General features: G+C 65.2%; 23 protein-coding genes and 1 pseudogene. 16 read left to right on the plus strand and 8 right to left on the minus strand.

The features are described 5' to 3' along the window. Positions 1-674 precede the first annotated feature (674 nt). Positions 675-1,694: a hypothetical protein gene (locus NA3_RS33470; RefSeq protein WP_128145637.1), complete on the plus strand. Its 1,020-nt coding sequence runs from the start codon at positions 675-677 to the stop codon at positions 1,692-1,694. Between the two features lie 85 nt (positions 1,695-1,779). After that, complete coding sequence (locus NA3_RS33475; protein ID WP_062968647.1) at positions 1,780-2,391, plus strand: cysteine hydrolase family protein; 612 nt, start codon at positions 1,780-1,782, stop codon at positions 2,389-2,391. Between the two features lie 145 nt (positions 2,392-2,536). Here NA3_RS33475 and def read toward each other — a convergent pair whose 3' ends face one another. Together def and NA3_RS33485 are read right to left on the minus strand one after the other, a co-directional pair. Next, a complete protein-coding gene (gene def, locus NA3_RS33480) occupies positions 2,537-3,109 on the minus strand; it encodes a peptide deformylase (RefSeq protein ID WP_062968649.1) in 573 nt (190 codons plus the stop codon). A gap of 19 nt (positions 3,110-3,128) precedes the next feature. Further along, positions 3,129-4,073 (minus strand): helix-turn-helix domain-containing protein, encoded by a 945-nt coding sequence (locus tag NA3_RS33485; RefSeq protein WP_062968651.1) that lies wholly within the window; start codon positions 4,071-4,073, stop codon positions 3,129-3,131. Positions 4,074-4,220: 147 nt separating this feature from the next. On the opposite strand from NA3_RS33485, the gene NA3_RS33490 reads away from it, so the two are divergent. Genes NA3_RS33490 through NA3_RS33515 form a run of 7 tightly spaced genes read left to right on the plus strand, consistent with a single transcriptional unit; the run spans position 4,221 to position 9,101 of the window. After that, positions 4,221-5,381 (plus strand): glycosyltransferase family protein, encoded by a 1,161-nt coding sequence (locus tag NA3_RS33490; protein WP_062968680.1) that lies wholly within the window; start codon positions 4,221-4,223, stop codon positions 5,379-5,381. Then, complete coding sequence (locus NA3_RS33495) at positions 5,378-6,082, plus strand: hypothetical protein (protein ID WP_062968653.1); 705 nt, start codon at positions 5,378-5,380, stop codon at positions 6,080-6,082. The genes NA3_RS33490 and NA3_RS33495 overlap by 4 nt, the downstream gene beginning before the upstream one ends. Beyond that, entirely contained in the window at positions 6,079-6,927 is an 849-nt protein-coding gene (locus tag NA3_RS33500) for a glycosyltransferase family protein (RefSeq protein ID WP_128145636.1), read from the plus strand. The genes NA3_RS33495 and NA3_RS33500 overlap by 4 nt, the downstream gene beginning before the upstream one ends. Then, a complete protein-coding gene (locus NA3_RS37355) occupies positions 6,888-7,262 on the plus strand; it encodes a glycosyltransferase (protein WP_128145635.1) in 375 nt (124 codons plus the stop codon). The genes NA3_RS33500 and NA3_RS37355 overlap by 40 nt, the downstream gene beginning before the upstream one ends. Then, positions 7,259-8,116, plus strand: coding sequence for a glycosyltransferase family 2 protein (locus NA3_RS33505; RefSeq protein ID WP_062968655.1), 858 nt, complete (start codon positions 7,259-7,261; stop codon positions 8,114-8,116). Before NA3_RS37355 ends, NA3_RS33505 begins: the two co-directional genes overlap by 4 nt. After that, positions 8,083-8,628, plus strand: a complete 546-nt coding sequence (locus NA3_RS33510; protein WP_218021937.1) for a P-loop nucleotide/nucleoside kinase family protein — start codon at positions 8,083-8,085, stop codon at positions 8,626-8,628. Before NA3_RS33505 ends, NA3_RS33510 begins: the two co-directional genes overlap by 34 nt. Beyond that, a complete protein-coding gene (locus tag NA3_RS33515) occupies positions 8,625-9,101 on the plus strand; it encodes a GNAT family N-acetyltransferase (protein WP_062968659.1) in 477 nt (158 codons plus the stop codon). Before NA3_RS33510 ends, NA3_RS33515 begins: the two co-directional genes overlap by 4 nt. 803 nt (positions 9,102-9,904) lie before the next feature. On the opposite strand, the gene NA3_RS33520 is transcribed toward NA3_RS33515, so the two are convergent. Further along, positions 9,905-11,716 (minus strand): IS481 family transposase, encoded by a 1,812-nt coding sequence (locus NA3_RS33520; protein ID WP_084492095.1) that lies wholly within the window; start codon positions 11,714-11,716, stop codon positions 9,905-9,907. A 218-nt stretch (positions 11,717-11,934) separates the two neighbouring features. Here NA3_RS33520 and NA3_RS33525 point away from each other — a divergent pair, with 218 nt between their 5' ends. From NA3_RS33525 to NA3_RS33540, 4 genes are all read left to right on the plus strand, one after another. Beyond that, positions 11,935-12,717: a hypothetical protein gene (locus NA3_RS33525; RefSeq protein WP_128145634.1), complete on the plus strand. Its 783-nt coding sequence runs from the start codon at positions 11,935-11,937 to the stop codon at positions 12,715-12,717. Between the two features lie 168 nt (positions 12,718-12,885). Continuing rightward, entirely contained in the window at positions 12,886-13,371 is a 486-nt protein-coding gene (locus NA3_RS33530) for a hypothetical protein (protein WP_062968663.1), read from the plus strand. Between the two features lie 36 nt (positions 13,372-13,407). Beyond that, positions 13,408-14,391, plus strand: coding sequence for a hypothetical protein (locus NA3_RS37360; RefSeq protein ID WP_128145633.1), 984 nt, complete (start codon positions 13,408-13,410; stop codon positions 14,389-14,391). Positions 14,392-14,431: 40 nt separating this feature from the next. Continuing rightward, positions 14,432-14,965 (plus strand): AAA family ATPase, encoded by a 534-nt coding sequence (locus NA3_RS33540; RefSeq protein WP_062968667.1) that lies wholly within the window; start codon positions 14,432-14,434, stop codon positions 14,963-14,965. 190 nt (positions 14,966-15,155) lie between these two features. On the opposite strand, the gene NA3_RS33545 is transcribed toward NA3_RS33540, so the two are convergent. After that, positions 15,156-15,836: a cysteine hydrolase family protein gene (locus tag NA3_RS33545; RefSeq protein WP_227995598.1), complete on the minus strand. Its 681-nt coding sequence runs from the start codon at positions 15,834-15,836 to the stop codon at positions 15,156-15,158. 527 nt (positions 15,837-16,363) lie between these two features. Continuing rightward, positions 16,364-17,299, minus strand: a complete 936-nt coding sequence (locus tag NA3_RS33550; protein ID WP_062968669.1) for a nucleoside hydrolase — start codon at positions 17,297-17,299, stop codon at positions 16,364-16,366. A gap of 253 nt (positions 17,300-17,552) precedes the next feature. On the opposite strand from NA3_RS33550, the gene NA3_RS33555 reads away from it, so the two are divergent. Next, positions 17,553-18,422: a dihydrodipicolinate synthase family protein gene (locus tag NA3_RS33555; RefSeq protein WP_167355083.1), complete on the plus strand. Its 870-nt coding sequence runs from the start codon at positions 17,553-17,555 to the stop codon at positions 18,420-18,422. Here NA3_RS33555 and NA3_RS33560 read toward each other — a convergent pair. From NA3_RS33560 to NA3_RS33565, 3 genes and pseudogenes are all read right to left on the minus strand, one after another. Next, positions 18,403-19,053, minus strand: a complete 651-nt coding sequence (locus NA3_RS33560; RefSeq protein WP_084492094.1) for a P-loop nucleotide/nucleoside kinase family protein — start codon at positions 19,051-19,053, stop codon at positions 18,403-18,405. The two genes, NA3_RS33555 and NA3_RS33560, sit on opposite strands and share 20 nt — an antisense overlap. 169 nt (positions 19,054-19,222) lie before the next feature. Further along, positions 19,223-19,627 (minus strand): annotated as a pseudogene (locus NA3_RS36465) (transposase); the annotation flags it as partial. Positions 19,628-20,066: 439 nt separating this feature from the next. Beyond that, on the minus strand, positions 20,067-21,179 hold the full coding sequence (locus tag NA3_RS33565; protein ID WP_233427348.1) for an IS630 family transposase: 1,113 nt from the start codon (positions 21,177-21,179) through the stop codon (positions 20,067-20,069). Between the two features lie 202 nt (positions 21,180-21,381). Between NA3_RS33565 and NA3_RS35610 the strand changes: the two genes are divergently transcribed. Both NA3_RS35610 and NA3_RS33575 read left to right on the plus strand, forming a co-directional pair. Then, positions 21,382-21,618, plus strand: a complete 237-nt coding sequence (locus tag NA3_RS35610; RefSeq protein WP_063917860.1) for a helix-turn-helix domain-containing protein — start codon at positions 21,382-21,384, stop codon at positions 21,616-21,618. Between the two features lie 28 nt (positions 21,619-21,646). Continuing rightward, the coding region (locus tag NA3_RS33575; protein ID WP_233427349.1) for an IS630 family transposase at positions 21,647-22,195 on the plus strand (549 nt) is incomplete at its 3' end.

A 22,195-nucleotide genomic window follows, 5' to 3' on the forward strand; every position in this document is an offset into this window, starting at 1 on the left:
ACCTCTAGCGACGCAGGGTACTTGACCCCGCAACCTCTCCGGCCACCGCGCTGCCGGGCGTTCATCTGTCGCTCCTCGCGCCAAGCGCAGACGAGCGGCGATAGGTGTACCTCGATCCGGCGGCAAGAAGCACTGAAGCAGTAAGTACTGAATTGATGAAATACGCATCGTCGCAACGGCACCCAAAACTGCAACGCACCTGTCGGCTGCATATAAGGGTATAAGGCTTTAAGGGGATCGGGATATAAGGGTGTGGCGGGTATTCAGGTGGATCAGTAGGGCAGTAATTCAGTAATTAAGGACGATGAGGGGGATCGGCGTTAAGTAATCATGCTGTCATGTTGGCATGACAGCATGATTACTGCTGGTCAGTCCATGCGGCTCAAGGTGGGGAGCTCGAGATATGTGAAATCTCGAAAGGCGCAGCGGATGGCTCCGAAGCGATCTTGTAGCGGGAATTGGACAATTGGGTGAGTGGCGGTTCTAAAATCGATGGGCTGGTAGTATTAATCATTGTCATGCCGAAAAAGTCTGCCCGGAGAAAGGTGCGCAGGCACCATTCGAGAAGGTTGCGGCAACCTAGGTTGCGGCCTTTGCGACCGAGGAATGAAGAAGACCAGCCCGCAGTCGTGTCGCAGCCGGCGCCTGGTGCGGCAGGCGAGTCCGTCGAGGACGTGGGTGAACAGGTGTGGAGCGATCGAGAGTTGCTGCCGCGGCCTGGATTCGGTGCGCGGGACGCGCTCGTCGAGGCACTGCTGCGTGGGTGGGAGCCGCCGTTGCAGTACGACGTCGAGGGCGCGGCCTACAAGCTCGGTCTGGCGCCGTGGCAATTCGAGGTCGCGGTCCGGATAGAACTGCTCCCAGATCACAGCGGGACCGGCTACTGGTCAGAGCGTGTCCTGGACTCAGTCGCGCGACGCGTCGACGAGATCCGCGAGCGTGTCGGGAGCGAGTACCCTGTCGGGACGAAGAGGGCGGCGGAGCGGATCGAGAGGAACGTCGGAAAGCCCTTCTCCGTGGCGGACTTTCGGGCACTGATCCACCAAGGCGTCTTTACGCCGGTCAGCGAATACAAAGGCTGGCCCGTGTACTCCGTGGTCGACATCGATCACTACTGCGCGACCAATGCGGAGCGGATCCGCCGCGACATCGCCGATCGGGAGCACAGTTCTTCGCAGCTGTCTCCCCGGACTGCAACCGCGGCCCGGACCGAAGCTACACGCTGGGTGCGGGACCGAGAAACCGCCGCGTGGCGCGAGCAGCCAAGTCCGCCAGCCCGCGTACAGATAGAGCGCAATGTGCCACCGAAGGCTGTGATGCCCACATCCTGGGAAGTGTTGCAAGCGAAGTTGGTCGAGCGATTGGCCGCATCGCGTTCGCCGTCCTTGACGCGCCCCGACGCGGCAGCACTTGCAGCACAGCTGCGAGCGGTCTGCGTGCAGCCCGCAGACCTCGATCATCGTGAGCGGCTCCAGGGCGCTCGCCCATGGGACCATGAGAAGATCGTGCCCGGTAGCCCCGAGCACATCGCGATTCTGTGTGCATGGCTGGAAGCGGCTGTGGCGCAGCGGTTCGCAGCCAACCTGCGCGGCGCGGATGTGCAAGCGCTGCTCGACTTCATTACCCGAGCCGACTGCCGGGCCGAGCCCGGAACGCCTCTGGGGAACACGATGGAGGACACAGGAATTCGATAACTGCCCGGGCTGGGTCAACCGTGGGCGCTGCGGCCGCGGAGCGTGTGGCGAGACACCGGCAACGGCCATCATCGATGATGGTGCGATGACTGAATTCCCGTCTCCCTCGGTTTCGAAGGCTCCGCGTCGTGTGTGCCTCGACGCGGAACGTGCCGGGCTGATGGTCATCGACGTGCAGAATGGATTCGTCAACTCGTCATCGGCGCTCGTGGTGCCGCCGATTGTCGATCTCGTAGAGCGCTGGACCACGAACAATCGTCCTGTGCTGATGAGCCGATACCGGAACTATTCGGGAAGCCCGTACGAGCGGTTGCTCGGCTGGCGTGAGCTGCACCGTGCGCCGGACATCGACATCATCGATGCACTCGTCGGCTTCCTCGACCATCCGATGACCACGGTGATCGACAAGACCGGATACACCGCGCTCACCGTTGAGGCTGTCGAGCATTGGCATGGAGCCGGCGTCACCGATCTCATACTGTGCGGAATTGCTACCGATGGTTGCGTTTTCAAGACCGCGTTAGACGTCTTCGAAGCAGGATTCACTCCCTGGGTGGTGGTCGATGCTGTCGCGTCCAACACCACGCGCCATCGCGCGCAAGAGATCCACGAATCTGCGCTGCTGTTGCTCGCCCGCCTGATCGGCGCCGACCAGTTGATCCTGGCCGCCGACATCATTTCCGCGCTCATCCGGTAGAGCGACGGGAATGCGAACATATGACCGCACCGGAGGACCACGGCGGCGTACCACTGGAACCGAGAAGGCTCGTTTGGCTCGCCGCCTTCACGTGCTGGGGCGCCTCGTGGAGGCGAGCCTTGCGTTCCAGAAGCGTGTTCGGGCGTTACTGCTTGTTGTAGACCCACTTTCGGCCGGTCTGCTTGTACTGTTCGATGGGGATGGGTTCGATCCCGGATCGCATCCGAGCCCGGTACAGCGACCCGTCGAGATGGTCGATCTCGTGGCCGACGAGCCTGGCCAGGCCGTGGGCGTAGTTGGTGGTGACGAGTTCGCCAGTGAGCGTGGTGGTTTCGACGGTGATGTGCAGCGGCCGGGGCACCAGGCCGCGCACGTCGAAGAAGCTAAGGCAGCCCTCGTATTGCTCGTCGGTCTCGGTGGACTGGTCGATGATGCGGGGGTTGAGCAACACGATCGCCGGGGCGTCGGGGTCGGCTGGGCGCACGACGGCCGCGCGGCGATCGATCCCGATCTGTGGTGCGGCAAGGCCCATGCCCTTCGCGAATGAATGTACGCGGGCGACTCGGTCCATGACGGCGAACATCTCGTCGACGACTGTGGTCGCGGTGTCGGATTCGGCAGGCAGGGTGAATGCTCGGGTGGGCTCGGCGAGGATGGTCGCGCCGGCCTGCACGATGCCCAGTTCCGTCATCGTCGCCGATGGTTTAGTCTCCATCATAGTCGAACTCCATTCCTGCTCAATGGTTTTCCGTTTGTGAGCGGAACCGCCATTCGATGCGGTATCGGGTGTGTTGCGGCGGGCTGACGGTGTTCCAGGTGAATACCGCGGTTCCGTCGCGGTCGTGGCGTGCGGGAGGCGTGGCAATTGGGCGGGCGTCGGCGGTCGGGGAGGTTTCGATGCCCCACACCAAGGGGTCCAGGGCGGCCGGGAACGCCATTTGCACCTCAAGGCGGGCAGTGGGCAGCCGGATCGCGCGCTGGAACCAGCGGCCCCATTTGTCGTGTCCGACCCGATACGCATACTCGATCCATACACTTTCGCCCGGGTACAGGGGGAATCGGCCGCTGCTGTTCTCGAACAGTAGCCACACCTCCTTGAAGGCGTCGTGGTCGTGTTTGACCTCCCACCGCATCGGCTCGCCGCGGCAGGTCGCGGTCAAGGCGAGTTCGTCCCAGGTCAGGGGGTGTTGTCGGTAGTGGGCGCGGGAGGTGTCCGGTTCGCCGGGGTAGCGGTCGACGCTGATGCGGATCAGGTAGCGGGTGACGGGCTCGGTGCCGGTGTTGCGTAGTAGCCGGCGCATCGACAGGCTGTAGCTTGCGCCGTCGTAGTTCAGGTGGGCGGCGTCGTGCTCACACACCAGTGCGGCGGTAGCCAGCGCCGGATCCAGTTGCGGGGGCATCGGGGCGACGGCAGGACCGTGGCCCCGGGAGCGGGCTGTCTCGTAATCACGCCAGCGCCGCCAGAGCGCATCTCCGGAATTCAATGCGGCGTCGGCCTTGCGGGCGAAGTCCTCGGTCGGCTTGTGACGGCCGGCTTCGACATGGCTGACGTAGGACGGGTCGAAACCCATCTTCACTGCCAGTGCCTTCTTGCCCAGGCCCGCGATGTCGCGCCAGTAGGCAACTTCGGCGGCGAATGCCTCGGCGGCCTGGTCACCGGCATCGTGCGGTCGTGTTTTCAAAGTCTCGTCCCCCGGCGGCGTGCGTGAATGGAGTGAATCGTGAATGAGCTCAGTTCATTATTCCCTCACGTTGGCCACCAGCGTTTTCCTTAGATCCCCAGGCCGGCGCGGACACCCTGCCGCAGGCCCCTGCTCGTGGAGGACATCATGCGGTTGCTGTATCTGCTCAACATCTCCAATCCTGACCGGCTGGCCGCCGATTCGGGTTTCACGGTCGCCGAACTTCTGTTGCCCGCGTTGGCCGATCTCGGTGCCCAGATCACCATGGTTGCTCCGGTCAGGGTCACCGACGAACGGGTCTTCTTCGAGCGCACAGAGTTTCCGGGCACGAAGTACCGGGTCCGGTTCGGCGTCGACGCTGTGGCGCTGGCGCAGATCGTGGGTCGCGCTCGCCCGGATGTGGTGGTGGTCAATCAGATCGAGAACGCCCCCGCGGTCCGGGCCGCCCTGCTCGAGACCGGCATCGATGCGGTGGTGGCCGGGTACGCCCACTACTTGCCGTTTTCGGTCACCGACGTCGGTGAGGTGAAGCTGGATCCGTCCCTCGATGATGCTGGGCTCGGTTCAGCGGTTCTGCTGGCGTTTTCCGCTGGCCTGGCTGCTTGTGATCGGGTGTTGGTGCACTCGGCCGCCGCGTCGGCCTGGACGCTCGCCGTTGCCGAGCGCCACGGCATCGACCTGAGCAACCGGCTCGCGGTGGTGCCGCCACCCCGGGACGAGCGCCTCGTACGCGATCCGGCTGAGGACGGCGCTGCCTGGGCTGCAACGCTGATCGGCGTCTACAACCACCGCTTGTATCGGCATTACGGCACCGCGAAGTTCACTGAGCTGGCCACCCGTCTCACTGCAGGGTCGCAAGCGCAACTGCTGGTGACCGATCTGTTCGGGCGGCGCAGTCCCGCGCGGGTGCGGCTGGATCCCAGCCCCGAAGTCCACCGCGCCCAGCTCGCCGCCCTGCCCGGCGTCACGGTCGTCTCCGACAACGGTGACCGTCTCCGGTATCGGGAACTGCTGGCAGGCGCGCATTTCGGGGTCGCGCCACTGCGGGCGGGCTGCCCGTGGTCTATGAGCGTGATCGACTGCCAGGCAATGGGCCTGCCGGTGATCGCGCCGCGGATGGGGTGGTTCGCCGAGCACATCGACGAGGAGCTGTTGTTCGACACACTCGATGCCGGAGTCGGCATTGTGCAGCGGCTGGCCGGTGATGAGGAGTTCTATCGGTTGCACGCAAAACGCGCCCACGCCGCCACCGCTGACCTGACCCCGGCCGTCGTGGCGCGGGCCTACTGGGAGGCGGTTTCGCGATGACCGGTTTCGACGTGATCCAGCTGTCCTACGACGAACCCCTCGCCGATGTGTTGCACTCCCGGCTGACGCGGGTGTTCGGCGGCACGGTGAAACGCCTGCACGGGGTGCGGCCGATGCGCCGCGCCTACCGGCTCACCGCCGAGCTGGCTGACACCGATCAATTCTTACTCGCCGACGGCGACTTCGCCATCGACCAGGAATTCCCCGCTGCCGCAGTGCAACCCCTCGCCGAGGGGACGTCGATGCGGGTGTGGCGGGCGAGGAACCCTCTCAACGGCCTGACATACGGCTACGGCGGACTGAAGCTGATCCGCGCCGAAGCGCTGCGGCAGCTCGGCGACGCGGTGGATGTGCTGGCCGCCCTACCCGGCCGAGTCGAATTCGTCGAGGCCACGGCAGGGAATACGCGATTCAATCAGAGCCCGTATCACGCCTGGCGAGCCGGGTTTCGCGAATGCGCGATCCTGGCACGCGGCAGCGAATACGGCATGGACGACGTGACGGCGCGGCAGCGGATCGGTGCATGGCGGGCGAGTCGGACCGGCGAGTTCGCCTCTTACGCCGCGCTCGGTGCCCGTGATGGTGTCGCGTTCGCGCGCGACGCCGCCCGTGACGCGGAACAGTTCACCGCGCTCAATGACCCGGTGTGGCTGCATCGACAGTTCACCGGCCGCTACGGCGAGCAGGTGATCTCAGGATGAGCTGCCCTGCAACACGATTCGTGCTGATCGAACCCTACGCCGATCGGGTCGGCGGCCACTACCAGCACACAGTGGATGCTCTGGCCGCCGCCCGCCCTGACAGTCTGATCCTCACCCCGCCCTGGATGAGGGGTCCGGCCGCGCACGCCCTGGCGGCAGGTGCGGCCGTGGTGCGGGTGCTGGCCATTGGCAGCGGCTGGCTGCTGGGGCCGAGATGGTGGCCGGTTCGGCTGCGCCGCCTCCCGCACCAGGTCGAACTGGTACGGCGCTGCCTGGTCGAGGCCGCCTACCTGCGCACCGCCCGCCTCGACGGCGGCCGAAATGCGGCGGTTGTGATCCTGACCGCCAGTGAGGGGCTACACATACTCGCCGCGGTCCTCGGCGGCCTGGCGCACCTGAGGTACGTGCACGAGGTCATCACCACCGAAGACCTGCCGTTGCGTCTGCTAGGCCGACTGTTTCGGCGATGGGCGGGAGCTGTTCGGCTGGTATGCCCTACCGAGGCCGTGCAGCGGGCACTGCACGCTCGATTCCCCGAACTGGCCACCGTGGTGCGCACCTACGCCATCGACGACGGGCAGCGGTTGACCGACCGCGAGATCGACGGAGCCCGAACCATTTTCGGCATTCCCAGGGATGCAACGGTCGTGTGCCTGGTCGGCGGCTGGTGGCCACACAAGGACGTCGACACCATCGACGCGGCCCTGTCCCGGATCCGCAAGCCGCTGCATCTGCTGGTCACCGGGCATCCGATCGACCACGGATACTCGACCGGTGGCGAGGACTGCCGCAGGTCCAGCTGTGCGTGGAGCCCGGCCCGGTCCCCGAACAGATACTGCGGCTGATCTACGCCGCGGCCGACGCAAGCCTGGTCGCACGCCATCGCGGAGTGGACAAGGAATCCGGGCTGGTGCTCGGAGCGGCACGGCTAGGGGTGCCGCTGATCGTGTCAGACCACGCCCCGGACCTGACCCACCAGCTCATCGTGTGTGACTGGGTGCGGGTCTTCGCGTCCGGCTCCCCGGTTAGCCTGGCCACCGCACTGGACCGGCTTACCGACGAGCGGCTGCCGCGCCCACCGATCTCGGCGGGGAAGGCCGTGAACATGGCCACCCCGAGTGAGCAGGCGGACTTTCTGCTCGACGCCTGCGGCCAGCTGCTGGCGGGACGACCACGGTGACGCCGCCAGTGATCGCGGTGATCGGACCCGTCGAACCCGCCCTGCTCACAGCCTGGACCAGACACTATCGACGGATCGGCGTCGAAAAGTTCCTGATCGCCTTCCACTTCCCCGATCACGTCACTGCCCGGCACCGCGAGGAGCTACTGGCCACCGCCAACGATCTCGGCATCGGACCAGCACTGACAAGCACCGGCAGCTGGCACGAACACACCAACACCGAGCTACGCGAGCAACTGCGCACCCTGGCTGGCCCAGGATGGCACCTCCTGGCCGACAGCGACGAATTCCACCAATACCCCACCGCCGTCGCCGACGCGATCACCGCTGCTGAGAACTGCGGGGCCACGGTGATCGGTGGCCTACTCCTCGACCGGATCAGCCGTGACGGCCAACTGCGGCCGATCGCTCCCGGCATGGATCTGGATCGGGTGTTCCCGCTCGGCGGGCACCTGACCCACCGGATTTTGCACGGTGATCCCCGCAAGATCGTTGCGGTCCGCTCGGATGTCGTGGTGGCCTCGGGCAATCACCGCGCCCCGGGCCACCGGCCGGACCTGCAGCGGCTGGTGTGCGTGCACCACTTCAAATGGCGCCGCGGAGTCCTGGCCGATCTGCACCAGCGGGTGACCCGCTTTTCGAGCGGAGAATGGATCGAACACACCCCCGCGGTCCGCGACGAAGCCAGCCGGCTGCTCGAGCATGTCGGCCGCCGGCGCGGGCGCATCGATCCCACCGACCCGCGCCCGGCCTACCGGGCGGTGACTCTGGCCCGACTCCCCGCCAGCTGGCAGGCCGAAGCCCGTAACATCCTGGTCGGGTGGCGGCCACCAACACTGATGAGAGGGGACTGACCGTGGGCGAATCCGTCGTTGTCCTGTTGTGCGGCATCACCGGATCCGGAAAGACCGTGCTCGCAAAAGCGCTCGCCGACAAGGGCTTTCATCGACTGTCGGTTGACGAGGAAGTCTTCCGCCGGCACGGCCGCTACGGCATCGACTACCCACATGACACCTACTTCGACAAGGAACGCCCCGTCGTCGACGATATCCGCAACCAACTGGCGGGCCACATCGCCGCCGATCACAATGTCGTGCTCGATCACGGACTATGGCTGCGCAGAGACCGCGATGCATGGCGCGAGTTCATCGAATCCGCAGGCGGGCGGGTGCGTTTGGTGTATCTCCCGGTCGAGAAGACAGAACTGCTGCGCCGCCTGGACGAACGCAACCAGCGCGAAGATGCCAACGCCCTCACCTTGTCCCCGGAAGCGCTCGATGACTTCTTCGCCCGCTTCGACCCACCCGCGCCCGACGAGCACGCCATCGTCTACACCGGCGGCGACCCCGCCGTGGTACTGGAATGAGAATCGAGCCCCTGTCAGTGGCCCGGATCGGTGAGGTCACCGATCTCATGCGCACCGGCGCCCCCTACATCACCGCCCGCACCAGCTCGGACTACTGGCTATACGCGACACTGTTCTCCAGCACGTGCCCGCTCGCCGTCGTCGACAACCGGCTCGCAGGTGCCGTGATCGCCTTCCGTAGCCAGGACAACCCCGACGACATCTACCTCCAAGACGTCATCACCCACCCCGACCATCGGCGACAAGGCATCACCCGCGCCTTGATCGACGCAATCGCCTACATAGGCACCGACTGGGAGTGCCGACGGTTGTACCTGACCTCCGAACCCGACAACCACGCAGCTCACCGCGCATGGACCATGCTCGGGTTCACCAACATCCCTGGTGATCACGTCATCGACGGCGTCTCGGTGACCACCGACTACAAAGGGCCTGGCAAGACCCGCGCGGTGTACGAACGACACCTTCCATAACCGCCGCGACATCCTGTGCGTCGCCCCAAGCGTGTGCTGGGGGCAATCGCGTAAACAGAGGTCTCCCGCCAACCGGGCCCGTCGAGCCGCTCCCGCGCCGAGCCCGGCTCTTCGCTGTCATTCGCGTATCCGCGGGAGAGCCGGTCTTCGGCCATCAGACCGTCCCCGCCGTGGATACAGACGACCGAGGCGAACCGCTCCGTTGGCATCGCGCGCCCGTGCCTGCGCGTTGTGCCCCGTCGCGGTGTCCGGGTCTACCGGCAGGCCAGTCGATGAAACCTGATCCCGCCGACCATCCGGGATGTTGCTGTGCTGGAGTGTCCAGGTCCGCAGTCGTTACGACTTCCCACCGACCGCAGTGCGCCGCCTTCACGGTTGTGTGCGAGGGCGAGGCGGTCTCGGGTGAGCAGGTCCACGCTGCACACGCGGTCAGGGCACGGTGCGCAGAGCCAGCGTCGTTAGTGAATCCGATGGTGCGGGCGTGCTCGGACCAGGCACGAATATTCGCTTGCAGGGGCTCTTACTCTGAAAAGTTCGGTCCGTTTGCTTGTCGCGATAGGGTAGTTGTGGTCACCGTTTCAGCAAAATATGAGCTTCTGTCGCTTCCGCACCATCTGTGGGTTGGTTCTCAATGAGGTGTTGGGGACCCGGTTCGACACCTACATCGGTGATGTTCGCGCCACAGTGGTGACCCCGTGACAGCGGCCATGGAATCCTCCCCGTGTGTGAGGGTTCAACAGGTCCTTGGCTTCGGTTGCGCATCAGGTTCTTGACGGGTTCAGGACGTGGTGGACGAATTTCGTTCAGGTTGTTCGGGTTCGGGCGCTGGCCTTGTATTGCCGGATGGGTCCGGGGTTCTTGCGGGTGTGCACGGACAGCTCGATGTCGTTGTGCAGCACCCGGAACAGGGTGTCTTCGATGACGACGATGACCGTCTTCCCCGCGTGGCTGGCGCCGACGCGGAGGCGTTGCTTGGCGACCATGATGATTCCGTCCTTCGGCACCCGCCGCTGCGCGCGTGGCGTCTGCGACGGAGCGGGCGGGAGCGACTGGTCGGGGACACGGGCTCCGCGGAGCTTGGTGACCTGGTCAACGGTGACGGGCGCTGGGAGAGTCCTGGCGAGCAAGCCGTCTGCGATGACGTGCATGAGGTGACCGTCGATGCGCAGGGCGACTCGTTTGCCGGCGAGCTGGGCGCCGAGCGGTATGCGGTGTCCCGCGAGCTGGATATCGCCGTCGCGGCCGACAGTGCGCCCGATCTCGACGACCATGGCCGCGGGCAGCGGCCCTCGCGGGATCGCCGAGGGCCCGGGTTCGGGTCCTGCGGGGCGAGCGCCGCGCAGAACGAGGGTGGCCAGGTCTGTCGCCGACAACCGGGACGGCCGGGTGCGCAGCAGCTCGCCGCCGATCAGCACGTGGATGGTGCGGTCGCTGGCCCAAACGGTGACGGTGCGACCGGCCATGGTCGGGTTGAATTTCAGGTCCTGTCCGCCGGGCAGCACGATCCGCCCGGCCGGAGAGATCATCATCTCCAGCTCGACCGCGTAGATCTCGCGCTCGTCGACGGTGATCGGGAACTTTTCCGGCGATGGCCCGTCCGGGCGCATAGACCGCGCCGCGAGCCGATCTGGGACACGGACCGGCATGGCCGGCGCGACCGGCAGCGACTCCGGCGTCGCCGAGGCGACAGGGTGCGGGCGGAACAGCGAGTAGGGCGTGGCCATCTGCAGCGACTGGTGCGGGCGCCGATAGTTGTATCCGTGCACCCAGGCGTCGATCGCTGCCTGTGCGGTCGCGAGATCGGCGAAAGGGCCTGCGTCGTCGAGGAAGTCGCGACGCAGACTCTGGTGCCACCGCTCGATCTTGCCGGTCGTGGTCGGTGTGCGTGGTTTCGTCAGCCGCGCGGTGATCCCGTTCTCCCGGCAGATCCGTTCGAACAACACCTCCGCCGGATACGGCTTGCTGAATCGGCCGGTGAACTGCTTACCGTTGTCGGTCAATACTTCCGATGGCACGCCATAGCGAGACATGGCATCGGTGAACGCCTGGCAGATGGCACGTCCGCTCGGCTCGGCGACGACCTGAGCGATCACCACGAACCGGGAGTGATCGTCAATTCCGGTGACCAGCTTGCATTCTCGGCCGTCGGCCAGGAACACCCCGCCCATGATGTCGAGCTGCCACAACTGCATCGGCGCATCGCGCTGCCAACGTCGGTACTTACGCCGATGCTGTTGCTGCTGCTCGTTGACCAGCCCGTGACGCACCAGCACCCGATACGCGGTCGACCGGCTCGGCGCCGGCCGGACACCACGCTCGGCCAGCTCGAACGCGATCCGCTGCGCACCCCACCGCGGATGCTGCCGGCGCATCTCACAGATCGCGGCCTCCACCTCCACCGGCACACGGCTGGGCGAGTTCCGCGGCCGCGACGAGCGATCCGCCAGGCCCTCAAGCCCGCCCGCGAGATACCGGGTCTTCCACGTGTAGATCGACTGCCGCGTCGTCCCGAACTGCCGGGCGACGTCAGCAATGACGCCGCCGTCGAGTACCTCCCGGACTGCCCGATACCGATGCTCCACCACCCAGGAACGGTGCGTGCCGTCCTCGCCGATTCTGTTGCCCACCACGGGCACAACATCAAACCAGACCCGTCCAGCATCTGCTGAACCCGTCCAGAACCTCATGCGCAGCCCGCGTCAAACGCCTCCTGAACCCTCACACCAGCGGGGACAAACGTTGGCCGCCTGCGGGGACGAACTACTGGCCGTTGACAACCCCGCCTGTACCACTTGGTCTGACGGTGAATCTGTGTCACCCGGGGCTGCCGGGCGTGCCCGAGGACGCATGGGATCACACGACACAGTGGACAACCCAATACGCCGCGTTTGGTGCCGATGATGGCACAGCGTTGCGCCACGTAGGCATCGAACTGCGTGAGGACGGTCGAGTTGTGGCTCCCCGCTTCTCCTTCCATGCTGATCGGCCTGCGGAGAAGGTGTTCGACCATGCGGCCCGGTATATCGCCTACTGGTTCGCCCGGGTCGAAGACTGGGTGGCCGTGGCAACGGGCGAGGATGTCTATTCGCGCGAACCGCTCTTCGCAGCCAACACCATCGGACCCGGACTCTTAGCGTGGCAACACGGAAAGTGGCGGGACGCTGGGATGACCATCGACACCCCTCGGCCGGCGCTGTTGTCCGCGGACCTCTTCGCGGCGATCCTGGAACGGGTCGGCGAGAATGTCGACCCGCCGATTGAATGGCAGTTGGTGTGCAACGCTTGCAGGGCGCATTCGCGTGGAGATACTCGCAGGACGATCCTCGATGCGGCGACCGCCGTCGAAGTTTGCCTGATCGAGCAGATACGGCTGGTCGAATCCACCACAGGAGAAAAGTTCGAAGGCCAACGCGGGATGCAGTACCGATCACAGTGGCTCGCCGCGCGCCACCCCGGCTACCAGGAGCATGCCTCCCTGGATTTGCTTCGCAAATCCCGAAACGAGGGGATCCATGCGGGCGGGATCATCAGTTTGGACGACGCTGCCAGCGGGTTGCGCGCCGCGATCGCTACCGTCGGTGCCCTGGGACGGAGCCGAGACCCCCGGGCGAGGTGATGCGGTTGCGGCCGGTGCGCCACAGTCTCGAGGAAATCGGTGGGCATGACGTAATCCATGGTCAGGCACACGTTCCCGCACGACGCGTCGGGCCCTCGGTTAGTGTGACCGCGGACGAACTTGAGCGCACCGAGATGAGCCGTCACGACATATGCAGGGGAAGCAGTGATGACCGACGACCAGAGCCAGTTGGGTTTCGAGATCGAGTTCGACGACCAGACACAGTCATGGCTGGAGTGGAGCGACCCCGACCACATGGAATCGGCGATTCGTACGTTGCTGCGCGAAACCGTCCCGGGTATCGCGGACTATTCCGATCTGTGGTGGCAGCCACCACTGTCGACTCGGATCATCGAAGCGGCCCGCGTGCGGTTCGAGAGCTGGGACGGGTTCTTGGCGCCTGAAAACCATTCCAACGCAGATCAATTCATACGATTCGTGGGCGAGTGCATTCGTCGTCAGCATCCCGGAATGGTGTGGACCACCAGCAAGCTCACCTACAACCCACTGTATGCCGGCTATGGTTTCCGTCCTGCTGTGCATTTCCCTGATGGCCATCGTGAAGAGCCGGTGAGCATGGTCGAGACGCTGTTTCGGATCGAGAGCGCAGAGCACTTGGACTATGCCATTCGCGAAGCGGGCACATCCGCTTAACGGTCGCGCAGCGCCGGGGAAACGCTGTGATGTCGCATGGGTGACCGCCGCCCGGAGGGGTACGACGCCCTTCGCAACGGGATGCCGACGCACGAGCGGGGCCGCTATTTCGAGATCGGCCGGGCATATCTCGAGAAGGAGACCCGCGAGGCCGGGTGGCAACAGCAGGTTCCGCTCGGTAGCGAAGGGCGCATTCTGGATTCAGCGCAGGTCAACCCACGCACTGGCAAGATCGACAAGGCCCGTGAGCGGAAGTCGGGTCGCGTGGAAGGCCGTGACGCGGTCCGGCAGGTCGAGAAGGAGATCGACGCACTGCGAGAGGGCAGCCTTGTCAGTAGCCGCTGGGAGACGGTGGAAGGCGAGACGATCTCGCGCGAGGTCCAGATCATGCTGGACTTGGCTAAGCGGGAGTTTCCTGACAGGTTCGAACATCGCGTCGTTTCGCGTGAGGACGCGCGATTGGCGATCCTGGAAGGCCAACGCATCGCGCGGGCGCGGCAGCTGGAATTGCCCGGGTTGTCTCGCGACCGACTGAAGCAGCGCCAACAAGAACGGGAGGCCAGACAGCGAGCGCAACGAGAAGCTGACCGCGTTCGGAAATCGCGGGAGCAGCAGGCTCGCACGCGAGGTGAGCGGCTGGCGAAGACGTACGGGCGCTTCCGTGACGGCGCCGAGCGAGGATTCGACGCGATCGCGCGAGCACACCATCGTGCCGGCAGGCTGACCTACGCCCTCGAGCGTTTCCGTGACGTGTCCGAGCGGGCGCGAACCGAGGTCGAACGACGCGCAGCGGCCGAACGTGAAGCGCGGCGCCTGCGTGAGCAGCGCGAAGCGAGGGAACGCTCGCTTGAGCGTTTGCCCGAGGATGTCGCCGACGCGCTCCGACGTTCGTTTCCGGCCCCCGGCGAGGAGTTGCGACACCGCGGCATCGAACCCCACGGCGGTTCCACCCGCGCGGGCCGGGAAGCTCGCGTGCGGGCACTGGAAAGAGAACGCGGCCGAGAAGGGCGCTCCCGGTGAGCGCCGGCCTCCGCCCCCCATCCTCTATACGCTCGATCCCGTGATTGTCTGGTTGAATGGCACGTTCGGCGCCGGGAAGACGACGGCTGCAAGGGAACTGACCACGCTGCTTCCCGGCTCGCGAATCTTCGACACCGAAGAGGTCGGCTTTATGTTGCGCCACGTCCTCGCGGCCGAACCTGTGCGCGACTTCCAGGACTGGCGACCGTGGCGAGGTCTGGTCGTCGCCGCAGCCACCCAGATCCTCGACTACGTCGGCGGGACCGTCATCATCCCGCAGGCGGTTCTGGTTCATCAATACTGGAACGACATTCGCACCGGGCTCGAAAAAGCCCGGGTTCCGGTCTGTCACGTCGTTCTCCATGCCGAGCGCCACGAACTGCGCCGCCGGATCGAGTCTGACCCCGCCATGCCGAACTGCGCGTGGCGCCTGGAACATCTCGACGATTACGAGGCCGCCCGTGCCTGGCACGAGAAGGAAGCACACATCATCGATACCACCGCGTTGCAGCCCAGCGAGGTCGCGACACTGGTGGCCGCTTACGCCGAGCGCGCCGCGCCGACGTCGCGCTGACTGCAGCCGCAGATTGCGCCAAGTTGCTGAGCAGCGGGAATGGAATGACACCGGACCGGACTTTACGTCTGGACTTGACGATGATTCCTGCGACTCTGGCGCCGTGCTCGTACGTGAGCACCATTGGTCGAGAAGCGTCTTTATCGGCGGTGGCGAACCGTGCTCCAGTCGGCCCGCAGCTGTGCGGCATTCAGGGGTGGGTGAGCTCGTGGGGATCTCGCCAGTAGTTCGGGTCGCGGCCGTAGTTGGGTGTTCGGTAGGCCTTGTCCCAGGGTTGGGTGAGGAGTCCTCGCCAGGGGCGGACTTCGACGTAGAGCACGCGCACGGCGTTGAGGGCTGCTTCGTGCAGGGCGGGTCCGTCGGTGGTGGCGGCGTCTTCGGCGACGGCGACGTGGAAGTTGTGTTCCAGGGCTGCGCGGCATGTCGCTTCGACGCATACGTTGGTTTGCAGTCCGGCAAGCAGAACACGTTGCACTGCAAGGCTTCTGAGGACGGGCGCAAGTTCGGTGTAGGCGAAGAAGCTGTGCCTGGTCTTGTCCAGCACGATATCGCCCTCGGCGGGAGCGAGATCGTCCATGATCTGACGACTCCACTCCTGTTCGGCCTCGGAGAGCTCGGGAAGCAGATGTGCGCGCGACTGCAGGTGGCGGCGGGCCCGCGGGTTGGCGGCCAACTCACCTGCAGAACTGGCTGATTGGCGGGAGTAGATAACGGGATAACGCGCGGCGCGCGCTGCGGCCAGAAGCTCGGCGCATTCGGCGACGACCTCGTGTAGCCGCCAGATCGGTGGCCACCCGAGAGGGGCACGCACCTTCTGCGTGAGATACCCGTTTTGCATATCGATCATCAACACCGCGGTATCCACCATCATTGCCCCTCCGCTGTCAGCATGAAAGATATTGTCCGGCAGCAGAATTACGCGCGCACCATGATCGGGCAAAGTGCCCGAACATCAACTGGACGCAGCCACCCGGCGCCGCCGTCGGCCCGGAGGAGAGTTGCCTCCGCCCGTGGTGCGACTGTTCGCCGGTCGGCTGATACCCGCTCGACGGCGACCTGCGCTGGTGCCCGCCCGCAGTGTTGGTCGTTGCTGGGTCCCGGCCCACTCGGAGTCATAGCGCGACGGCGCGGGTACGGTACCCATCAATTCGCCGATGGCGCCTCGAATATCGGGTGGCGTGGGTGCGAATGGTGAGTATGACTCGGGCGCAGGCTGTATTAGATACGGTCGCCGCAGGGACGGACGCACTATGATCCGCTTCCGGTCTCCTGCGGCGACGCCGGCCTCCGAGTAACCCCTGTTGCCTCGCCGATGTCATATGCAGTGTCGGCTGCGGCTATTCGCGTCGCGCTCTACCTTCTGCGGAGTTGTTGTCGGCAGTTCAGGGGGCCGGTGTTTCAGGTGAGGTGTGCGTGTATTTCGGCCATGACGCAGGCCATGACCTTTTCTCCGTCGGCGGTGGTGGCGACGAGTGCGTTCGGGTCGGCTTTGCGGGGGACTCGGAACTCGCAGATGGTTGCGCCGCGGCTGATAGTGCGGGCGAGTTCGACGTCGACCCGCGCGGGGGCGAGTTCGAACAGGTCGGGCCACAGCAGGTAGGCGGCGGCCGAGGGATCGTGCAGCGCTGCGGGCCGGGGAGTGGTCGGGTCGGACATGCGCAGGTAGAAGCCGACGTGGTCGGCGACGATGGCGGCGCGTTCGGTGCCGATGGCCCGTAGCTGGTGCTCGTGGTCGGGGGTGATGAGGACTTGGCGGGTGAGGTTGAGGCCGAACATACGCAGCGCGGCGCCGGAACGCAGCACGTTGTCGAGTGCTTCAGGGTCGGCGTAGGCGTTGAATTCCGCTGCGGCGGTGTGGTTGCCGCTGGTTGTCGAGCCACCCATCCACACCACCGAATCGATGGCCTCGACCAGTTCGGGGTGGAGTAGCAGCACGATGGCGATGTTGGTCAGCGGCCCGGTTGCCAGGATCGTGATCGACTTCGGCGCGGCTGCTAACAGCGTGGCCGTCAGCGCTTGGATCGCGTCGACAGGCTCGGCGGTGCGCTGGGCGGTCGGGAAGCAGCGGCCCAGGGTGCCCATGGCGCCGGCGCCGAGAAGCCGTTCGATGGTGTGCGGTTCCTGGGCCAGTGGTTTGGCGGCCCCACGGTAGATCGGTGTGTCCACTCGGCAGAACTCGGCTACGGCCAGGGTGTTGGCGGTGGTGTTGTCCAGACTGGTATTGCCCACCACGGTCGAGATTCCCACGAGTTCGATCTGCGGTGCTCGCGCGAGCACCATCACCGCGAGTGCGTCGTCGAACCCGCTGTCGCAGTCCATCCACACAGAACGCATGCATTCCCCCTCTCACGCACCGCCGCAGGTAGCGGAGACGCCGATCGCCCACAACCGCGTCCCGGGTCACGAAGGCCACTGCGTGCGCTGGGCAACCATATCGGGCTCAGGGCCCGGGCGGCGCCCAATTTCACTCGGGCCGAGGGGGATGTCGAGACGAGGAGGTGGTCTCGCCGGGCTGCGGCGCGGTGCTGATTAGAGTGTGGTTCGTGGCAGGGGAGGATGGTGTCGAGTGATCGGTGAGTGTCCGATCGTGGCCGCGTTGACACCGTTTCGTGTCGACGGCGGCGTCGACTACGGCGCGTTGGGGGACTATCTGGACTTGCTCGCGGCCGCGGGGGTGCCGAGTGTGCTGGTGGGTGGCACGACCGGTGAGTTCGCGTCGATGACGGTGCGCGAACGCAAGCAGGTCCTCGAGTTTTGCCGTGGCCGTTGGTCGCGGCAGTTGATCGCGCAGGTCGGTTCGTCAGCGGTGGGTGATGTGGTCGAGCTGGTCGTGCACGCGAACGATGTAGCCGACGGTGTTGCGGTTATCGCTCCCTATTTCTTCGCCGGCCCGCCGGAGGCGGGAGTGGAAGCGTTCTACACGCGAGTGTTGCGCTTCGCGCGAAAACCGGTGCTGCTCTACAACTTTCCCCGCCACACCCAGGTGGCGTTGGCACCCGATCTGTTGGAACGGCTGGCGGCCCGGTTCCCGATGGTGGTCGGGGTCAAGGACTCCGGAAAGGACGTCGCGGTCACCCGCGAGTACAAGACGCGATGCCCGCATTTTGCGGTGTTGCTCGGTGACGACCGGGTCGGTGCTCGGCTGGGCGAGCTAGGTCTCGACGGCGTGGTCACCGGCGCCGGTGGACCAGTGGCGGAACTGCCGGTAGCGATCGCGGCCGCCGCCCGCCTCGGCGACAGTGGCGCCGCGCGGCGGTGGCAGACGGTGTTCGACCGCTACACCGACCGCAGGAAGTCAACACCGTTGCCCGACATCGCTTTTGCGAAATCAGCTGCTGCGGCCCGGCTCCCCGGATTCCCCACCCACGTGCGCCCACCATTGACCGCCGCCACGCCAGACTTGACCGCCGACATCGCGGACTTCCTACGAACCGAGATCATCCCCGAGTTCGGGTAGGTCGATCACGAACCGCGGCCCGGCTGTGCCGGGATGTCAGTTGAGGATGACGCGGTCGACGAAGTTTGTGCGCGAGCGGGCGGATCCCGCTGTCGAGAACAGTGGACTGATAGGTGTCCCAGTCGCGCAGCTTCGGCATATCGCGTCCGGCGCCGCGTTCGCGCATGCGGGTGCGGATCTCGGGGGCGGCCGAGTCCAGCCACACCGTCATCACCGGTACCCCTTCGGTCACCCCGGCGAGCTCGTACAGGTAATCGCTCAACTGCTTGCCAGCCTGCGCTGCGTCTTGAATCGCACCGAGGAACGGCCCGTCGATCACTACCGGATGTTTGTCGGCGACCGTGAGCCCGGTGCGGATGAGGGAGCGGTAGAGGTGTGGCGCGACCAGCGTTTTGTATGTGTCGCTGTCGCGGTCGTGTGGCTCGGTCAGCCGCGACATGATCGACGTCTCGAGTTCCGGAGCATGGGTGTCTTTGTCCAGCACCACTGCGTCGGTTAGGCCGGCGACGAACCGGGCGGCGGTCGATTTCCCTGAGGCAGGGAACCCGCACACCACGAGCGCGCCGTCGAGATGGCGGGCAATTCGGCGCAGCACGGACTCCGCCGCCGGGTTCAGCGTCGTATTCACCATTCGAAGTCTGCCAGATCCTCCGCCGACCGGACCATCGCGAACGTCCTGTCGGCCATCGTCTTTCGAGCCGTCGCGCCGCCGAGGTCATGTGTCGGCATTCCGAATGTCGGGCAGTCCGGTCGATGCTGTATCCGAATCGCGGGTTCTCGTGACGGCTGCCCGGCTGTCTAAGATTAGAAACCAGCTCCCGGGAGACCTGCGTACCGTACACCTCCTTCAAATGTTCTTCGATGTCCCGGGTCGTCATGCCCCGAGAATACAGCGACAAAATAGTGGTATTCAGATTTCCCAGCCGACGGGCACGCTTCGGCACGATCACCGGCTCGAAATCACCGTTCCGGTCCCGTGGAACAGAAATCGTTACCGGCCCCGACTGGGTTTGCACCGTTTTCGAATTCTTCCCATTCCGGGAATTTCCGGTACCACGCCCTTCCGGATCACCGGACTCATATCCGAGATGCGCGGTCATTTCCACATCCAAGGCGCGTTCGAGCACCTTCTTCGTCAGCTCGTTCAGAAGGCCCTCGACGCCGGCCCGCGGGCCGGCGTCCGACGCCATCGCCTCGGCGACCATCGAGTCCAGCTGCGCGGGGTGAACACCTCCGAAAGCTTCTGCGCCGCAACCCGGTCCGACTTCGCCGACGATGTGTCCTTGCTCACAAATCACTCCTTCAACCGCCCGTCCGAGGGCTATACGATCATGAATCGCCCGGACTTACACGGTTGTCATGACACCTCCTCAGGCCGCTGTCCGGAATCCGCCGGGCCCCTCACTCGGCTCCGAGGATTCCCGCAGGTCGAATCCCGTGAATCCGTAACTGCATCCGTGTATGCGCCAATGTCAACCCGCTGGGGCTGTGCTGGACCTGTGCCGCCCGATGGGATGACTGGAACGCCAGAACGGACAACTCCGTATAATCCAGCTTCATCCACATTCTCAACGGGAACGGTGCCTTCGTCGGATACGATGGGCCGTCGGCCAACCGCCCAGGCAGCCGTCTTCTAGTGCCTCGTCAGGCAACGTTCGGTAGGTAATCGGGATGGCGGATCTTGGAACCGACGGCGAAGTCGCGTACCGGCCCGGCATGCTGGTTGCGCCAGCGGATGTAGTCCGCGATAGCGTCGTCCTGCTCGTCGTGGCTGCGGTGGTCGGTTCCGTTGAGCGCGAAGTATCGCAGCGCGGCGAACTCGCACTCGATGCGGTTCAACCACGACGAAGACGTCGGCAAGAACACCAGCTCAACGGCGTTGTCGGCGCACCATTCGCGCACCTCGCGGCGCTTGTGGACGGAATAGTTGTCCAGGATCAGGTACAGCTTTCCCTGGGGCCAGCGGGTCCGCAGCGACTTCAGGAATGCCAGAAACTCTGTCCAGCGTTTCCGGTCCCGGATCCGGTAGTACAACCGGCCGGTGGCCAGGTCGAGGGCGCCGAACATGTGCCGCACGCCCTGGGTTCGATGGTAGGTGGCTCGCAAACGGGCAGGTCTGCGTTGCGGGAACCAACCGCGCCCGGGCCGCGGTTGCAGGTTCAGCGGCCCGAACTCGTCCACACAGACCACACGACCATCGGCGGGCGGATGGTCGTACAGGTCGAGGACCCGGGTCATCTTCTCGACAAACTCCGGATCATTACTGGCTTTCCAGGTCTTCGTGGCCTGCCACGACACCGCGCCAGCGTGCAGGATCGCCCGCAGCGTCTCCCGGCTGATATCGGCTATCCCGTTGATACGCAACACTTCTACCAGCTTCGACAAGCTCCACACCGAGAACGGCCAGCCCAGGTCACGGGGGCAGCACCGGGCGATCTGACAGATCCGGTCACGCGTCACCTGATCGGTCTTCGCCGGCCTGCCCCCGCTCCATTTTGGGTCCAGCGCGTCGAACCCCTTTTCGTTGAAGTCGTGGATCACTTGCCGCACATAGGATTCCGAGACCTGCATCAGCTTCGCGATCAACGGCACCGACTGATGCTGCGCCGAGGCCATCACCACGATCGCGCGCCGCGCCCGCACCGGCTGCTTGCTGCGGCGAGCGACCTGCTGCAGCTTCCGGCCTTCCTCCGGGGTCACCGCTCTGACGAACACATCCGGTTTCCGAGCCACCGACACCACCTCCACCGGCAGCATCGATGCTGCCGAACGCCGGAGCAAGCCGACACCCGGTTACCACAACAACCTATCCAGACGAGGCACTAGTGCCTCGTCCAGAAGAGTTGGCGGCATAATCGGGGCAGCGTGCGCGCCGGGTTGATCTGAGGTCCGGGTCCAGCGATGCTGCTCGCGGAGGTGGTGTCGGGTGGCGAGGAAGCCCGGAGTATTCGTTCGGCCGGTGTCCCCGGAAGAGGGGCAGAAGCTGGCAAGGATCGCCAAGACAGCCAAGGTGCCGGTCCGGATGCGGCGCGCGATCGTGGTGATGGCCTCGGCTCAACGGCAACCGGTCCCGTTGATAGCCAAGTTGATGCAGGTCAGCGAGGATTATGTGCGTGAGGTGATCCACGCGTTCAACGAGAAGGGGTTCGCGGCCCTGGACCCAAAATGGAGCGGGGGGCAGGCCGAGCAAGACTGATCGGGGCACGCGTGAACGGATCGCCCAGATCGCTCGGTGCTGCCCCCGAGACCTGGGCTGGCCGTTCTCGACCTGGAGTTTGTCGAAACTTCAGGATGTTTTGCGTACCAACGGTATTGCTGATCTGAGCAGGGGAACGATACGGCAGATTTTGAAGGCGGCAGGGGTGTCGTGGCAAGCGAGCAAGACATGGAAGGCCAGCAACGACCCCGAGTTCGCTGACAAGATGACCCGGATCCTGGATCTCTACGATAATCCGCCCGTCGATGGTCGCGTGATTTGCGCTGATGAGTTCGGGCCGTTGAACCTGCTGCCTCGCCCCGGCCGGGGCTGGTTCCCCACACGCCGCCCGAAACGGTTGCGGGCCACCTACAACCGCACCCAGGGTGTGCGGCACATGTTCGGTGCGCTGGATCTGGCGACCGGCCAGATGTATTACCGGATCCGAGACCGTAAGCGGTGGACGGAATTTCTCGCGTTCCTCAAGTCGCTGCGTGCCCGTTGGCCGGGGCAAAAGTTGTATGTGATCGTGGACAACTACTCGGTCCACAAGCGTCGCGAAGTGCGGGAATTGAGG

The sequence above is a fragment of the Nocardia africana NBRC 100379 genome (genome assembly GCF_001612635.1).
GTDB classification, from domain to species: domain Bacteria; phylum Actinomycetota; class Actinomycetes; order Mycobacteriales; family Mycobacteriaceae; genus Nocardia; species Nocardia africana.

Coding starts and splice junctions, on each gene's coding strand:
- NA3_RS33545 (WP_227995598.1), bottom strand. CDS start 15,836: ATGATGGTGGATACCGCGGTGTTGATGATCGATATGCAAAACGGGTAT.
- NA3_RS33495 (WP_062968653.1), top strand. CDS start 5,378: ATGACCGGTTTCGACGTGATCCAGCTGTCCTACGACGAACCCCTCGCC.
- NA3_RS33515 (WP_062968659.1), top strand. CDS start 8,625: ATGAGAATCGAGCCCCTGTCAGTGGCCCGGATCGGTGAGGTCACCGAT.
- NA3_RS33550 (WP_062968669.1), bottom strand. CDS start 17,299: ATGCGTTCTGTGTGGATGGACTGCGACAGCGGGTTCGACGACGCACTC.
- NA3_RS37360 (WP_128145633.1), top strand. CDS start 13,408: ATGGGTGACCGCCGCCCGGAGGGGTACGACGCCCTTCGCAACGGGATG.
- NA3_RS33560 (WP_084492094.1), bottom strand. CDS start 19,053: ATGGTGAATACGACGCTGAACCCGGCGGCGGAGTCCGTGCTGCGCCGA.
- NA3_RS33500 (WP_128145636.1), top strand. CDS start 6,079: ATGAGCTGCCCTGCAACACGATTCGTGCTGATCGAACCCTACGCCGAT.
- def (WP_062968649.1), bottom strand. CDS start 3,109: ATGATGGAGACTAAACCATCGGCGACGATGACGGAACTGGGCATCGTG.
- NA3_RS33530 (WP_062968663.1), top strand. CDS start 12,886: ATGACCGACGACCAGAGCCAGTTGGGTTTCGAGATCGAGTTCGACGAC.
- NA3_RS33490 (WP_062968680.1), top strand. CDS start 4,221: ATGCGGTTGCTGTATCTGCTCAACATCTCCAATCCTGACCGGCTGGCC.
- NA3_RS33565 (WP_233427348.1), bottom strand. CDS start 21,179: ATGCTGCCGGTGGAGGTGGTGTCGGTGGCTCGGAAACCGGATGTGTTC.
- NA3_RS33475 (WP_062968647.1), top strand. CDS start 1,780: ATGACTGAATTCCCGTCTCCCTCGGTTTCGAAGGCTCCGCGTCGTGTG.